Source organism: Corynebacterium sp. AOP36-E1-14, from assembly GCF_052377495.1.
GTDB lineage: Bacteria > Actinomycetota > Actinomycetes > Mycobacteriales > Mycobacteriaceae > Corynebacterium.
In genome coordinates this window covers 71,676-86,893 of sequence record NZ_JBQSWV010000009.1, presented here as the reverse complement: position 1 = coordinate 86,893, position 15,218 = coordinate 71,676, and the positions used below count along the sequence as shown (strand labels likewise).

9 protein-coding genes and 1 tRNA gene are annotated in these 15,218 nt (G+C 70.1%); 1 reads left to right on the top strand and 9 read right to left on the bottom strand.

Going from position 1 to position 15,218, the window contains the following annotated elements; translation table 11 throughout:
• Nucleotides 1–7: 7 nt before the first annotated feature.
• The 5 genes from thrB to argS all read right to left on the bottom strand — a co-directional run bounded on the left by thrB (nt 8) and on the right by argS (nt 6,510).
• Nucleotides 8–949 (bottom strand): homoserine kinase, encoded by a 942-nt coding sequence (gene thrB / locus ACT3TD_RS06185; protein ID WP_301441828.1) that lies wholly within the window; start codon nt 947–949, stop codon nt 8–10.
• Entirely contained in the window at nt 946–2,028 is a 1,083-nt protein-coding gene (thrC, locus tag ACT3TD_RS06180) for a threonine synthase (protein WP_301441827.1), read from the bottom strand. The genes thrB and thrC overlap by 4 nt, the downstream gene beginning before the upstream one ends.
• Complete coding sequence (locus ACT3TD_RS06175) at nt 2,028–3,350, bottom strand: homoserine dehydrogenase (protein WP_441579674.1); 1,323 nt, start codon at nt 3,348–3,350, stop codon at nt 2,028–2,030. The genes thrC and ACT3TD_RS06175 overlap by 1 nt, the downstream gene beginning before the upstream one ends.
• Nucleotides 3,351–3,417: 67 nt before the next feature.
• Entirely contained in the window at nt 3,418–4,824 is a 1,407-nt protein-coding gene (gene lysA / locus ACT3TD_RS06170; protein ID WP_444614937.1) for a diaminopimelate decarboxylase, read from the bottom strand.
• Nucleotides 4,825–4,833: 9 nt separating this feature from the next.
• Entirely contained in the window at nt 4,834–6,510 is a 1,677-nt protein-coding gene (gene argS / locus ACT3TD_RS06165; RefSeq protein ID WP_301441824.1) for an arginine--tRNA ligase, read from the bottom strand.
• A 100-nt stretch (nt 6,511–6,610) separates the two neighbouring features.
• Between argS and ACT3TD_RS06160 the strand changes: the two genes are divergently transcribed.
• Nucleotides 6,611–6,683: transfer RNA gene (locus ACT3TD_RS06160), tRNA-Arg, on the top strand.
• Between the two features lie 53 nt (nt 6,684–6,736).
• On the opposite strand, the gene ACT3TD_RS06155 is transcribed toward ACT3TD_RS06160, so the two are convergent.
• From ACT3TD_RS06155 to ACT3TD_RS06140, 4 genes are read right to left on the bottom strand one after another with little or no spacing between them, the layout of a single operon-like run.
• A complete protein-coding gene (locus ACT3TD_RS06155) occupies nt 6,737–9,472 on the bottom strand; it encodes an AAA family ATPase (protein ID WP_301441823.1) in 2,736 nt (911 codons plus the stop codon).
• Nucleotides 9,473–9,482: 10 nt separating this feature from the next.
• Nucleotides 9,483–10,778 (bottom strand): metallophosphoesterase family protein, encoded by a 1,296-nt coding sequence (locus tag ACT3TD_RS06150; protein ID WP_444614938.1) that lies wholly within the window; start codon nt 10,776–10,778, stop codon nt 9,483–9,485.
• The gene (locus ACT3TD_RS06145) at nt 10,771–11,979 is read right to left on the bottom strand and encodes an SWIM zinc finger family protein (RefSeq protein ID WP_444614939.1); all 1,209 of its coding nucleotides are present in this window, start codon (nt 11,977–11,979) and stop codon (nt 10,771–10,773) included. The genes ACT3TD_RS06150 and ACT3TD_RS06145 overlap by 8 nt, the downstream gene beginning before the upstream one ends.
• Entirely contained in the window at nt 11,972–15,145 is a 3,174-nt protein-coding gene (locus ACT3TD_RS06140; RefSeq protein ID WP_441579731.1) for a DEAD/DEAH box helicase, read from the bottom strand. The genes ACT3TD_RS06145 and ACT3TD_RS06140 overlap by 8 nt, the downstream gene beginning before the upstream one ends.
• Between the last annotated feature and the right edge of the window lie 73 nt (nt 15,146–15,218).

Here is a 15,218-nt window from a genome sequence, read left to right as displayed (position 1 = left end):
GACGAGGCTAGTGGACCTCGACGCTGGCGCGGCGTCCCACACCGGTCTCCAGCACGCCGATGTCGCGGCCACGGGCCTCGTCGAGGAGTGCGGGGTCGACCGGGGTGGTCGACAGCACCATCACCGTGGGGCCGGCCCCTGACAGGAACGCCGGGAAGCCCAGGTTGCGCAGCCGGTTGACCCACTCGGTGGTCACGGGGAGCACCTCCGCACGGTACGGCTGGTGCAGCCGGTCGCGGGTGGCCTCCCACAGCAGATCGGGGTGCGAGCTCAGCGCCAGGGGCAGCAGTGCCGCCCGGGACACGTTGAAGCGTGCGTCCTGGTGCGAGACGTCGCTGGGCAGCACGCGGCGCACCGCCTCGGTGGAGGCGTGGAAGTCCGGGACCAGGGCGGTCGCCGCGATGTCCGGGTGCACCGGCACGGCCACGGCGTGGTACTCCGGGGCGCTGCGCCCGTCCACGGGGATGTTCGTCCAGGACACCACTCCCCCGCCGAGCACGCAGGCCGCGGCGTTGTCCGGGTGGCCCTCGAACGCGGAGGACAGCTGGATCAGCGTGTCGTCGTCCAGGGCACCGGTGGGGTGCTCACCGCCGGCCAGGGCGCTGGCGGCGGCGACCCCGGCGACCGCCGCGGCGGCCGAGGAGCCCAGTCCGCGCGAATGCGGGATGTTGTTGTGGCAGACGATACGCAGCCCGCCCACGCCCACACCGGCCTCACGCAGGCCCGAGCGCAGGGCGCGGACCACCAGGTGACGCTCGTCGAGGGGGACCTCCCCCTCACCCTGCCCGTGCACGGAGATGTCCAGGCCGGCGTCGGTGGACTCCACCTCGACGGTGTCGTACAGGCCCACGGCCAGGCCCAGGGTGTCGAAACCCGGACCGAGGTTCGCCGTGGAGGCCGGCACCGTGACCGTCACCCGACGTCCGGCGGCAAGGGTGCGCTCGGTCATGCGAGTTCCAGTGCCTCTGCCACGGCATTGGTGTCCACGTCGATCGGGGTGGGCTCCGGCATCTCGCTGAGCGCGGTCGTCGGGTCCTTCAGACCGTGACCGGTCACGGTGCAGACGATGCGCTGGCCCGGCTCGATCGAGCCCTCGGCGTGGGCGGCGAGCAGGCCGGCCACCGAGGAGGCGGACGCCGGCTCGACGAACACGCCCTCACGGGCGGCGATCAGGCGGTAGGCCTCGAGGATCTTCTCGTCGGTGGCGGCGCGGAAGGATCCGCCGGACTCCTCCTTGGCGGCGACGGCCTGGTGCCAGGACGCCGGGTTGCCGATACGGATGGCGGTGGCCACGGTCTCCGGCTCGAGCACCGGTTCACCGCTGACCAGGGGTGCGGCACCGGCGGCCTGCACGCCGAGCATCACCGGACGCTTCGTGGACAGACCTGCCTCGGCGTACTGCGAGTAGCCCTTCCAGTAGGCGGTGATGTTGCCGGCGTTGCCGACCGGCAGGGCGTGGATGTCGGGTGCGTCGCCCAGGGCGTCGACGATCTCGAAGGCGGCGGTCTTCTGGCCCTCGATACGCATCGGGTTGACCGAGTTGACCAGGGCGATCTCCGGGAAGTCGGTGGTGGTCTTGCGCACGAGCTCGAGGCAGTCGTCGAAGTTGCCGCGCACCTGGATGATCTTCGCACCGTGCATCACGGCCTGCGACAGCTTGCCCTGGGCGATCTTGCCCTCGGGGATCAGCACGGCGGAGGCGATGCCGGCACGTGCGGCGTAGGCCGCGGCCGAGGCCGAGGTGTTGCCGGTGGAGGCGCACATCAGCACCTTCTTGCCGGCGTGCACGGCGTCGGTGACCGCCACGGTCATGCCGCGGTCCTTGAAGGAACCGGTGGGGTTGGCACCCTCGACCTTCAGCCACACGTCGCACCCGGTGACCTCGGAGATGTGGTTCGCCCGGATCAGCGGGGTCCCACCCTCGTTGAGGGTGACCGGCTCCCAGTCCGCGGCGAAGGGCATCCAGTCGCGGTACTCGTTGATCAGGCCGGTCCAGTGGTGGAGCACCGGGGTGCGGTTGTCGGTCATTAGTTGCCTTCCATTCGGATCACGCTGTTGACTGCCTTCACGGCGTCGAGGTTCTTGAGGTTGTCCACGGTGGACTCCAGGTCGCTCTCGGCGGCGTGGTGGGTGATGACGACCAGGCGTGCCCCGTCGTCACCGGCCTCCTCCTGGCGCACGGTCTTCAGCGAGACGCCCTGCACGGAGAAGGTGGAGGACACCTCGGCCAGCACCCCGGGACGGTCCTCGACGACCATGTCCACGTGGTAGCGGGTGCGCACCGAGCCGAAGTCGCCGACCGGCAGGTTGGCGTAGGTGGACATGCCGGGCGCACGTCCACCGTGCACGATGTTGCGTGCGGCGGCGACCACGTCGCCGAGCACCGCGGAGGCGGTGGGGGCGCCACCGGCGCCGTTGCCGTAGAACATGAGGCGTCCTGCGTACTCGGCGACGACGAAGATGGCGTTGAAGGACTCGCTCACGCTGGACAGCGGGTGGTCCAGCGGGATCAGCGCGGGGTACACGCGCGCGGAGACCGACTCCTCGCCGTTGTCGTCGACGAGGCGCTCGCAGATGCCCAGCAGCTTGATGGTGCAGTCGGCGGCCTTGGCGGCGGCGATGTCGTCGACGCTGATCGAGCGGATGCCCTCGACGTGCACGTCGTCGATGCTGACCGGCGAGTGGAACGCCAGCGACGCCAGGATGGCGGCCTTGGACGCCGCGTCGTAGCCGTCGACGTCGGCGGAGGGGTCGGCCTCGGCGTAGCCCAGTGCGGTGGCCTCGGCGAGCATCTCGTCGTAGGACGCGCCGCGCCTGTACATCGCGTCGAGGATGAAGTTCGTGGTGCCGTTGACGATGCCCATGACCTGGTTGACCTTGTCACCGGCCAGGGAGCGGCGCAGCGGGCCGACCACCGGGATGGCGGCGGCGACGGCGGCCTCGAAGAACAGGTCGGCGCCGGAGGAGTCGGCGGCCTCGGAGAGCTCGTCGGCGTGTGCGGCGACCAGCGCCTTGTTCGCCGTGACCACGGACTTGCCGGCACGCAGGGCGGCGAGCACCACGGTGCGCGGGTAGTCGATGCCGCCGATGACCTCGATGACCAGGTCGATGTCGTCACGGCCGACCAGGCCGAAGGCGTCGTCGGTGAGCAGCTCGGAGGGCACGCCCGGGCGCGGCTTGGAGAGGTCGGAGACCGCGATGCCGCGGACCTCGATCGGGCCGCCGGTGCGTGCGGTGAAGTCCGCCGCGTTGTCCTCGAGGATGCGGAGCACCTCGGTACCCACGGTACCCATGCCCAGCAGCGCTACGCCGACGGTGGGCGCGGCATTGTTGTCAGCCTGATCAGCCATTACTCTCCCGTTGTTGTGTCGTGTGGGGTTGCCCCGCGTGAAGATTCGTTTTCCTGATGATAAACCATCAGAAATTCTCGAGTGCCATGACGTCCTCCACTGTCTCCCGGCGGATCATCTCCCGGGACTCCCCGTCGGAGACGACGACCACCGGGGGCCGGGTCATCATGTTGTAGCGCGAGGACATCATGTAGCAGTACGCCCCCGTCGCCGGGATGGCGAGCAGGTCGCCGGGGACGATGTCATCGGGCATGAGGGTGTCGTTGACCAGGATGTCCCCGGACTCGCAGTGGCTGCCGACCACGCGGGTGGCGACCAGCTCGCCGCTCGCCTCCCGGTTGGCCAGACGGCAGTCGTACTCCGCCTGGTAGAGGGCGGGACGGATGTTGTCGCTCATGCCACCGTCCACGGAGATGTAGCGGCGCACGGTGTCGTCGGAGGTGTGCACGTCCTTGACGGTGCCGACCCGGTAGAGCGTGACGGTCGAGGGGCCGACGACCGCGCGGCCCGGCTCCACGTTGACCACCGGCGCGGCGACCCCGTAGGACGCGGCCTTCGCCGCGACCCGCTCGAGCAGGTCGCCGGCGACGGCCTCGACGTCGAGGGCCTCCTGGTCGGGGGTGTAGGGGATGCCGTAGCCGCCGCCGAGGTCGAGCACGTCGAGCGCTTCGGTCTCGGATGCGTCGTGCGTGGACTCGCCGCTGACGAGGCGGACCCACAGTCCCAGCAGGCGGTCGGCGGCCAGGGCGAAACCGTCGGCGTCGAAGACCTGCGAGCCGACGTGGCAGTGCAGCCCGCGCAGGCGCAGCCCCTCGGTGGACAGGCAGGTCATGCAGGCGTCCTCGGCCGAGCCGGAGGCCAGCGAGAAGCCGAACTTCTGGTCCTCGTGGCTGGTGGCGATGAACTCGTGGGTGTCGGCGTGCACGCCCGGCTTCACCCGCACCAGGACGTCCTGGCGACGTCCCTCCTGCCGGGCGATCTCGGCAACACGCTCGATCTCGATGACCGAGTCGATCACGATGAGCTCCACACCGGCGCGCACGGCGGCGGTGATGAACCCGCGGTTCTTGTTGTTGCCGTGCACGGTGATGCGCTCCGGCGGGAAACCGGCGGCCAGGGCCACGGCGAGCTCGCCGTGGCTGGCCACGTCGAGCGCCAGGCCTTCCTCGTCGATCCAGCGGCACACGGTGCGCGACAGGAACGCCTTGGACGCGTAGTGCACCCGTTCCCCACCGCCGAAGGCGACGGCGAGACGACGGCAGCGCGCGCGGAAGTCGGCCTCGTCCATCACGAACTGGGCCGTGCCGTGGCGCTCGGCGAGGTCGGTGACGCGGTTGCCGGCGATGACCAGCTCGCCCTCACCGGTGCGTCCCGAGGACATCGGGAAGACGTGCGCGGGAATCTTGTTGAAGTCCTCGAGGGTCTCGGTGCGCTTACGCAGCGGGATCTGGGGCAGGTGGACGTCAGGATCCATGGTGGCGGGTCACATCCTCTCCGGTGCGGAAACCCCGAGCAGGCCCAGGGCGTTGGCGAGTACACGTCGGGTGGCGTCGGCCAGGGCCAGACGGGCCAGGAAGATCGCGGCGGTGTCGGCGCCGTTGGGCTCGTCCGACTTCGGCAGGACCTGGCACGAGTCGTAGAAGCGGTGGAAGGTGCCCGCGAGGTGCTCGGCGTACCGGGCGATGCGGTGCGGCTCACGCAGCTCGGCGGCCGTGGCGACCACACCCGGGAACTCGCCCAGCGTACGGATCAGGTCACCCTCGCGTTCGTGGTCGAGCAGTGAGAAGTCCAGCGTGGAGAGGTCCTCGGGGATCTCCACACCCAACGAGGCGGCCTTGCGCTGAAGCGAGCACAGACGCGCGTGGCCGTACTGCACGTAGTAGACCGGGTTGTCGCTGGTCTCGCTGGCCCACAGGCTCATGTCGATGTCCAGCGAGGAGTCCACGGACGTGCGGATCAGCGCGTAGCGGGCGGCGTCCACACCGATCGCCTCGACGAGGTCGTCGAGGGTGATCACGGTGCCGGCGCGCTTGGACATGCGCACGGCCTTGCCGTCCTGCACGAGGTTGACCATCTGGCCGATGAGGACCTCGACCTGGTCGGAGTCGTAGCCCAGGGCGGAGGCCGCGGCCTTGAGCCGGGCGATGTAGCCGTGGTGGTCGGCGCCGAGCATGTAGATGCACAGGTTGTGCCCGCGGTCGATCTTGTCGGCGATGTAGGCGATGTCGCCGGCGATGTAGGCGGCGTTGCCGTCGGACTTGATGACCACCCGGTCCTTGTCGTCACCGAACTCGGAGGACCGCAGCCACCAGGCGCCCTCGGCCTCGTAGAGGTTGCCGTTGTCCTTCAGGGTGGCGATGGCCTTGTCCACCGCACCGGACTCGAACAGGGCGTTCTCGTGGAAGTACACGTCGAACTCGGTGCCGAACTCGGCGAGGGTGCGCTTGATGTGCGCGAACATCAGCTCCACGCCCTGGGAGCGGAAGATCTCCTGGATGGTGGCGTCGTCGTTGTCCGCCCAGTCCGGGGTGGCCTCGATGACCTGGTTGGCGATGTCGGCGATGTACTCTCCGCCGTAACCGTCCTCGGGGGCCTTCTCGTTCTTCGCCGAGGCGACCAGCGACCGGGCGAACCGGTCGATCTGGGTGCCGTGGTCGTTGAAGTAGTACTCGCGGGTCACCGCCGCACCGCGGGCGGCGAGGATGCGGCCCAGGGAGTCGCCGACGGCCGCCCAGCGGGTACCGCCCAGGTGGATGGGGCCGGTGGGGTTGGCGGAGACGAACTCGAGGTTGATGCGCTGCTCGGCGTAGTCGTCGCCGGTGCCGTAGGAGTCGCCGGCGGTGATGATGTCGGCGACGAGCTTGCCCTGGGCGTCGGCGGCGAGCCGGATGTTGATGAAACCGGGGCCGGCGATGGAGGCCTCGTCCACCCCGTCGACCTTCCCGAGTGCCTCGGCGAGCCAGGTGCCGAGTTCACGGGGGTTGGTGCCGGCCTTCTTCGCTGTCTGCAGCGCGATGTTGGTGGCGTAGTCGCCGTGCTCCGGGTTGCGGGGACGTTCGACGGTGGCCAGGTCAGGCACGACGGCGGGGTCGAGATCATGCTCCGTCAGGACGGTGCGGGTGGTCTCGGTAATGATGGAGGCGAGTTCAGCTGGGGTCACAACCCACGAGAGTAACAAGTCCGGGGTTGGACTCCGCGAATCGCGTCCCGTCCGGGGGTTTTGCGGTGGCACGGATCCGCGGTGCTATAGTGACCGCATTGCCTCCGTAGCTCAGGGGATAGAGCACTGGTTTCCGGTACCAGCGGTCGGACGTTCGAATCGTCTCGGGGGCACACTGATGCGGCCCGATCACCATCGTCGATGGTGGTCGGGCCGCTTCTCGATGTCAGCCCTGCAGCTGCGCCATGGAGGTCACCGTGGCCCCGGGGACGCCGTCGAACCGTGCGGGGTCGCAGGTGAGCACGATGATCTGGTTGGTCCTGCCGAGCTGTGACAGCACCACGTTCATCCGCTGCACCCGCGCGGAGTCGGCGAAACCGAGGGCGTCGTCGATGACCACCGGCACGCCCTCCCCCTTGCCCACGATGTCGGCGACGGCGAGGCGGGACAGGATCGACAGCTGTTCCCTGGCGCCGCCGGACAGCTGCGCGGCGTCGAGTGCGGTGGAGTCCAGCACCCGGCGCGAGATGCGCAGGTCCTCGTCGAACTCGATGGTGACCGCCCGGCCGTAGAGGGTGCGGGCGAGCTTCTCCACGGAGGCCCGGTAGGGCGCCTCGTAGCGACGTCGCGCATCGTCACGGGCGGCCTGCACCGCCTGGTGGAGTGCGTCGGCGGCCTGGGCCTGGCGGTGGACGCGTTCCCGGGTACGACGGGCGCGTTGCAGCCGGGAGGTGGCCGCCTCCATGCGTTCGGCGACACCGCTGTGTTCACCGAGCGCACCGTTGGCCCCGGAGATCTCGTGGCCGATGCGGTCGGCGCGGTCACGCAGTCGCTTCACCCGTGACTGGGCACCCTCGGCGAGCCCTTCGAGCGTGTCGAGGTCGCCGGCGCTGTGGTCGGTCTCTGCGAGCAGGGCGTCCAACTCCCCCTGTGCCGTGGCAACGTCCTGGCTGGCACCGCTCACCTGCTGTCGCAGGTGGTCGTCGTCGACGTCGGCGCGCATGTTCTCCAGGGCCGTGGCGATGGTGCCCACCCGGGCGTCGGCGCGGTCACGTTCCTCCACCCTGCTGTTCAGCACGGCGACGGCCCCGGTGCGTGCCAGGGTGTCGAGGTCCTCCCTGGTCTTCTCCGCCTGCGCCTCAGCCTCGTCGACCTGCCGGGTCACCTCACCGGTGCCGGAGGTCGCAGAGGGGGCGGACGTCGCGGAACCGGCCTCGTCGGGGAGCTCGACCTCGCCGTCGGGATCCTCCTCGGCGATGAGGTCGTGGGCGGCGGTGGCCGCGGTGTCGGCGGCGCGGTGGTCCCGGTCGTTCTCCTCGATCTTCTGGCGGTGCTCGTCCAAGGACAGTCCGCCGGTGGCCTGGCTCAGGGTGATGCGCAGTTCCCCGAGCGACTCCTGGAGCACACGCCTGGCCTCTGCCTGCCCCGCCACGTCCTCGATCGTGGAGACCCCTGCCTCGGTGAGGGCGGCGCGAAGGGACGTCTGCGTCCTCTCGACCTCGGCGTCGAGGTCACCGCTCTCGAGCTGCCCGTCCTTGCCCCGGGCCGGGGTGACGCTGACGGTGACGTCGCCGAACTCCAGTGCCCGCGGGGAGGTGACCCGCAGGCTCTCGGGAACCTCGGCGAGTTCGTGGTCGCCGCCGTCCACGCGGAAGTGTGTCCCCGCCGGCCCGCTGACCTCGACGAGTGTCGCCGAGGCATCACGGACACCGAGGGCCCGGTGGTGCTCGGCCTCGACCTGCCGGATCTTCGACTCCAGCTCCGGTGTGACGGGGTTCTCGGCGAGTTGCCGCCGGGTCTCCTCGATCTTCCGGGAGACCTCCTCCGCCTTCTCCTGTTGTTCGGCGAGTACCTGGCGGGTCTGTGCCACCGCCGCCCGGCGCTCCCTGGCGTCGAGGTACCTGCCGTAGGCGGAGAGGGTGCGGGCACGGCGTCGCAGTTGCGCCAGTGTTTCGCGCAGCTGCGCCTCGCGGTGGCGTTCCCCGTCGGCGGCCTCCGTCGCGGCGGTGACGGCCGTGGCGGCGGCATCCCGGACCGTGGTCGCCTCGGTCAGTTCGGCCACCCGGTCCTCACGCACCTGGAGTCGCTGCTCCGCCAGTTCCAGTGCCTGCTTCGCCCTGGTCACCACAAGGGTGTGCTCGTCGATCCTGCGCTGGCGCTCACGGCCCTTCTCCAGGTCTGCGGCGGTCGATTGCGCCTCGGCACGTGCCTTCGGCTCCTGGCGGGTGACCTCGTCCTTCTCGGCACGCAGGCGTTCGAGGTCGGTGATCAGCTTCTGCGCCTGGTCGTAGGCGTACTCGGCGGTGCGGTGCTCGTCCTCGGCCACCGCCAGTTCATCGTCGGCCGCCTTGAGCTCCTTCGACGCCCTGCCACCCGGGGTGAAGTAGCGGGCCCGTTCGGCGGCGATACGGTCGACCAGGGTCGATGCCGCACCGATGTCGCCCTGGTCCCCCGCGGCGGGGTCGTCGACCCCGGTCTCCTCGGCCAGCGCCCGTTCCAGCGGTCCGAGGCCGGCGGCGGCCAGCTGGTCGAGACTCGCCCCCTGCTCCACCGTGAGGGCGTCCAGCAGGTCGGTGTCGACCTCGCCACGCAGGATCTCGGCGAAGCGGTCGGAGGCCTCACGTCCGGTGAGGCTCTCCGCGCGCGGCGAGCTGACCTGCAGTTCACACCGTCCGGTGCCCTTGTTGTAGGCCTTGGTGAGGTGCAGTTCCATGTCCCCGACGAGCATCTGCGCACTGATCGTGGTCGGCTCGTCGACGCCGACGTCCTTGAGCGCCTTGACCTCCCGCTTGCGTGAGCTGGTGGGCGTGTCGTCGAGCAGCAGCCGGATCGCGCGCAACAGGGTGGACTTGCCCACCTCGTTGGGCCCGTGGACCACGAGCACCCCGTTGTCCGGGAACTCCACGTGGGCGTGCTCGACCCCCGCCACATGCGACAGGGTCAGTGACCTGATTTTCAGCATCGTCTTGTTCCTAGCTCCCCTTCTGTGCGCTGAGCCGGTAGAGCAGGCGAAGCGCGTCCTGGGCGGTCTCGTCCTCGTGGGCACCGCGGTCGGCGAGGTGTCTCGCCGCCACTCCGACGACCCCCGGCCAGTCCGCGCCCACCAGCTCCTGGTCGCCCGGGACGACGTGCAGGTCCATCAGCCGTTGCCGTTCGTACAGTGCGGCGAACGCCGGACGCATCCGTTCCATCTCCTGGTCCAGCACCGCCGCGGTCGCCAGGTCGACGGTGCCGGTCAGCGCGTACTTCACCACGGTGGTGCGTTTCTCCTGCATCTCCTCGAGTCGGCCGATCCACTCCTCGACGTCCTGTGGACCGTTGATCTGGGCCGACAACGCCTGGAACCGCCAGCGCCCGGTGCGGATATCCTCGACCCCCACGGTGGACGCGGGCCGGCCGGCTACCGGGGTGATGTCCACGATCAGGGCGTGGCCCGAGCGGCCTTCACCGCCGCCGTCCTCCTCACGGAAGTCGGTGACCTCGGGGCTGCCGGAGTACCAGACGGTCCCGTCCTGGTGCAGGCACCCCACCGAATGGGTGTCGCCCAGGGCGAGGAAGTCGATGACCCCGTCACGGCAGGCCGCTGCGGCGGCGTCGACGTCGATGACCGCCGGGTCGCCGCCGGAGGTCCGCGACTGGGTCGCGCCGTGCCCCACGAGGATGCGCACCGCGCCCGGCTGCTTCTGCTCCAGCCCCCCGGCCTCCGCATCATCGCCGGTACCGGCGGAGCTGATTCCAGCGCCCGACCCGGACAGCGCGGAGGCCACCGGGTCGGCGCTCATGTACTTCGACAACAGAGGCGCGCCGAGGATCTCGGCAGGCACCACACCGTCCACCTCTTCCCCACCCCGGGCGACGGTACGCGGCCGGCTGTCGGTGAGGACCTGCACGGTCGGCGCGAGGTCGTCGAACTCCCGGGACCGGTAGACACTGGCTGCGTCGTAGGGGTCGTGGTTACCCGGCAGCAGGAACACCGGGACCGGGCTGCGCCGCAGGATGTCCACGGCCCGGCGCCACGTGACCGGGTCGACGAGGTTGTCGTCGAAGACGTCACCGGCCACGACCACGGCGGCGCAGCCACGCTCACCGGCGGTGACGAGCAGCCGCTCCACCGCGGCCAGACGTGCCTCCCGGTACCGGGGCCCCGCCTCGTCGCCGAGGAACCAACGGTCCATGCCCAGCTGCCAGTCGGAGGTGTGCATGAACCGGAACACGCCGTCCTCCGGCAGAGGGGGCAGGCCCACGGGTAACGCCGCTGTCTCAGTCATGGTCACCACTTCTATCATCCGGCCCGGACATCCACGGCTCGCGTTCGAACACCTTGCCCCCGGCTCCGCGCGGACCGTCCTGCCCGTAGGGCTCGCTGGGGTCGTCCAGGGCGGTGAGCGCCTCATAGCACCGGGTCAGCGTGTCGAGCACGCGGAGCTGGTCGGCGTTGTTCCAGCTGAACTTGCGCAGGGCACGGTCCCTGGCCTGTGTGTCCCCCAGCTCGAGGCCGAACTCCATCTCCAGCGGGCCCCAGGACGGGAGGGCCTCCGGGTCGCCCCAGAACTCCGTCGGTGTGTAGGTCGTCGTGTCCTCCTGCGACCCGTCGGAGCCGTCGGCTGCATGATCTTCCCCGCTGCCGCTGGCGGTGCCGTTGCCGTTGCCGTTGCCGTTGCACCCAGCCCACCCGGACGCCCCGGCGTCCCCGGAGCCGTCTGCCTTCCCCGTGTCCTCGTCCGACCAGCCCGTCGGGGGGCTGACCGCGCCTCCGGTCGCAGCAAGCAGCTCCTCCACGTCGACTCCGCGCCATGCGAGGAACTCCGCGGGGTCCTTGGAGAACCTCTCGGCGAGCGCGTAGGCCACGCAGACCCGGTGCTTGCAGAACTCCGCGAGGTCCGGGCAGGTGCAGAACGAGTCCATGTAGTGCTCGACGCCGAACAGCACACTGGCCACAGACGCCGTCGGACGCATGCCCGCCAGCAGCCGACGGACGTTGTCGGGCTGGTCGCTGCACTCGCCGATGACGAAGTCGACCTGCCGGCGCGTCAGCGGACGCCACCGGATCTGCACCTCGAAAGGTTCCAGCTGGGTACCGCTGACCAGGGCGTCGACCCGCCCGAGTTCGTACTCCATCCGGGTCGCGTGGCCGCCGCGGAAGTAGGTCCGCCCACGCGACAGCCGCGAGGAGTCGGCCTGCGCGGTGGCGGTACGCATGATCTCCTCGGCGGCCCACCCCTCCCTGGCACTCCGGGGTTCCTCGGCGCCCGTACCACGCCGAGCCCGTTTGCCGCCCGCGCCGCCCGCGCCGTCCGAACCGTCCGGCTGCACCGGTGACGTGGGGTCGGGCTGGCGGGCGCGTCCCGGCTTCTTCGTGGCGCCACGACCGCGGCTGAAGTCCGCGGACACCACGTTGTCGCCCCACTCGGGCTGGGGGATGCCGATCCTCTCCCTGGCCTTGCGACGTTCGTCCCAGCGGTTACTCATCGTTATCCCCGTTCCCTTCCCTCTCACCGGCGCGTCCGCGGGTGGCGGGCTCCGCCCTGTCGCTGCCGGCGGACGTCCTGTCCACGGTGGAGCGCCTGAGCATCCAGAGCTCGGCGAGGTCGCCGTCGTCCAGCTTCGCGATCCACCCCTCACCCGTGGTGACGATGTCTCCCGCCAGCTCACGTTTCGAACTCAGGATGTCGTTGATGCGTTCGTCCAGGGTACCCACGGAGACCAGCTTGTGGACGGTCACCTCGCGTCCCTGCCCGATCCGGTAGGCCCGGTCGGTGGCCTGGTCCTCGACCGCCGGGTTCCACCACCGGTCGATGTGCACCACCACGCTGGCGTGGGTCAGCGTGATGCCGGTCCCTCCGGCCCGTGTCGACAGGATCATCACCTTCGGCCCGTCGTCGGACTGGAAGCCGTCGACCATCCTCGTGCGCTCACCACGGCTGAGTCCGCCGTGCAGCACCGGGACACCACCGTCGGCGAGCTCACCGAAGTTGCGCTGCAGTTCCGGAGCGAGCATCGCCCCGAAGGACGGGAACTGGGTGAACACCAGCACCTTGCGGCCACTGGCGAGTGCCTCCTCCACGATCTCGAAGAGTCGCTCGACCTTCTTCGACCGGTGCCGTCCGTTCTTCATCAGCCCGGACCCGTCGCCGGTGAAGTGCGCCGGGTGGTTGCAGATCTGCTTGATGCGCACCAGGGCGCCGAGGATGATCCCGCTGCGACCCTTGCCCTTCGCCTCGGCGATCCGACGCTCCAGGCTCGAGGTGTACGCCTCGTAGAGCGCCGCCTGCTCCTCGGTCAGCGGCACCTGGTCGATGACCTCGTGCTTGTCCGGGAGGTTCAGCCCCACCGACTCGTCGTCCTTGACCCGGCGCAGGATGAAGGGTTCCACGAGCCTGCGCAACTGGTCGCGGCTGTCGTCGTTCTCCCCCTTCTCTGCCGGCATCGCCAACCGGTTCTGGAAGGCCTGGGCGCTGCCCAGGATCCCCGGGTTGCAGAAATTGAGGATCGAATGCAGCTCCGCCAGGCGGTTCTCCACCGGGGTACCGGTCAACGCCAGCCGGTGGCCGGCGGGGATCAGGCCCACCGCCCGACTCTGCGCGGTACCGGGGTTCTTGATGTTCTGCGCCTCATCGGCGACGACCCGGCCCCAGGTGAGCCGGCCGTAGCGCGCGGGGTTACGGGCCACGGTGCCGTAGGTCGTGAGCACGATGTCGTTGGACGTGGCGCGCTCCACGAAGTCCTTCTCGGCGACCTTCCGGGAACCGTGGTCGACCAGCACCGACAGCCCCGGGACATGGCGATCCACCTCCGAACGCCAGGTGTCGAGCACCGAGGTGGGCGCGATGACCAACGTCGGCCCCTCGACCTCGCCCGCCTCACGCTCCCACGCCAGCAGGCTCAGGACCTGCAGGGTCTTGCCCAGCCCCATGTCGTCGGCGAGGATGGCGCCGATGCGGTGCCGGAACATCCACACCAACCAGTTCAGGCCACGGCGCTGGTGGTCACGCAGCGTCGACTGCACCATGGCGGGGACCTCGACGATCTCCGGCGGGGCCAGGGCGGGACGCCCCTCGTCCTTCCACGGGTTCGGGAAGAAGGAACGGACGAGCCGGTCGAGCCAGCCTTCCGCGTCGACCGTGATCTCCTCCATCCCCGGGCCACCCTCGGACAGGGAGTCCAGCTCCGCGTCGACGAGGTCGACGAGGGTGAGCTGCGCACCGTCCGACCCGTCGCCGGACGCCGCGTCCGCCGCCTCCGCCGCCGCGTCCCGCAGCCTGGCGAAGTAGTTGCGCGCGGCGTTGAGGGAGTTGGTGTCGAGCCGGACGTAGCGCCCGTGAATCTCCACCATCGACGAGGCGCTGGTCATCAGCTCCTCCATCGTCTCGGCGCTGAGCTCCTCCCCGTCGACCGCGATCGACCAGTCGAACGACAGGACCTGGTCCAGGCCCATCTTCCCCGAGCCCGGCCCCTGACCGACAGGGGTGACCTTGACCCGCACGTCCGGTCGCACCCGCGACCACGCCCGCGGCACGAGGACCTCGATGCCGCTGGAGGACAGCGCCTGGACGCCCTCTCCCAGCAGGGTCTCCACCTGGGAGATGTCCAGCGCGAGGTAGACCACGCGGTCCTTCTCCGGTCGCCCGGTCAGCGACTCCGACGGCGGGAACCACAGCTTCGTGCGCAGCCACGCCTCCGCGGCCGAGGTGTACTCCCGCAGCTGCGGCCACGCCCGGTAGGCCTGGTCGAGCCCGGTGCGCAGGGACTGACGCACCGACCCGGTGGCCTCGGCTGCCTTGATCGGTTGGGCAGGCCCGTCATCCACCGACAACCTGACCTCCACGCGCCAACACGGCCCGGCCTCCTTGCCCGCCACCCGGTTGTGCCCGGGGGTCACCGCGCCGGCGAGACTGTCCGGTTCCTCCAGGGACAGCACCAGCCGGGTGGACGCCGCGCGGGCCGAGGCACGCCAGCCGTTCAACAGCTCGGCGACCGCCGAGTTGGCCCGCTTGTCGGCCTCCCCGGTGACCAACGAGTGGATGAAGTGGTTCTCCGGAAGTCCTCCGACCAGTTCCATGCGGTCCTGCAACAGCCGCACGCACATCCAGTGCACCAGTTCGTCGGCGGCACGCAGCAGCACGTCCGGCCCCCCGTTGAGGGTGAGCACAGCCGGTGCACCGGCCTGGAACTCGCGCACCACGCGGTTGTGGTCGCCGCTGGTGGACAGACACCAGGTGGGGAACCACCGGCCGTCGGCGAACTGCATCTTCATCATCACCCGGCCGGCGTGGACCGCCTCCAGGAGGAGCTCGTAGAGGCGGACGAACCACAGTGACTCCGGGCTCAGCCCCTCGTCCGAGCCCGCCGAACGCACGTGGCGCGACAACCCGCCGAGCACCTCCAGCGCCTGGTCGGGCGTGTAGCCCTGGGTGGGCAGGTCGAGCGCCAGCACCTTACCCTTCGGCGTCGCCACCTGCACCGGTTCCCGGCGGCGCAACGGGCGTGCCGTCATCAACGTGCGCAGCCGGTCCGGCAGGGCGCCCTCGGCGATCTCGGACGCGTCGACGACGGCGGCATGCCCCTCGACACGTTCGGCCCAGACGTGGAGGCCCTGGCCGTTGAGCCAGAGGAGATGAACCTGGTAGTCAGTCACTCCCCTTGTGTACCACGGGGCACGGACATGGAAACCACGCGCGCACCCGAACGGTCGAACAACGGGCATACCA

Bases quoted from the DNA above. Each gene is read 5' to 3' on its own strand.
- thrB (WP_301441828.1), bottom strand. From the start codon at position 949: ATGACCGAGCGCACCCTTGCCGCCGGACGTCGGGTGACGGTCACGGTG.
- thrC (WP_301441827.1), bottom strand. From the start codon at position 2,028: ATGACCGACAACCGCACCCCGGTGCTCCACCACTGGACCGGCCTGATC.
- ACT3TD_RS06175 (WP_441579674.1), bottom strand. From the start codon at position 3,350: ATGGCTGATCAGGCTGACAACAATGCCGCGCCCACCGTCGGCGTAGCG.
- lysA (WP_444614937.1), bottom strand. From the start codon at position 4,824: ATGGATCCTGACGTCCACCTGCCCCAGATCCCGCTGCGTAAGCGCACC.
- ACT3TD_RS06155 (WP_301441823.1), bottom strand. From the start codon at position 9,472: ATGCTGAAAATCAGGTCACTGACCCTGTCGCATGTGGCGGGGGTCGAG.
- ACT3TD_RS06150 (WP_444614938.1), bottom strand. From the start codon at position 10,778: ATGACTGAGACAGCGGCGTTACCCGTGGGCCTGCCCCCTCTGCCGGAG.
- ACT3TD_RS06145 (WP_444614939.1), bottom strand. From the start codon at position 11,979: ATGAGTAACCGCTGGGACGAACGTCGCAAGGCCAGGGAGAGGATCGGC.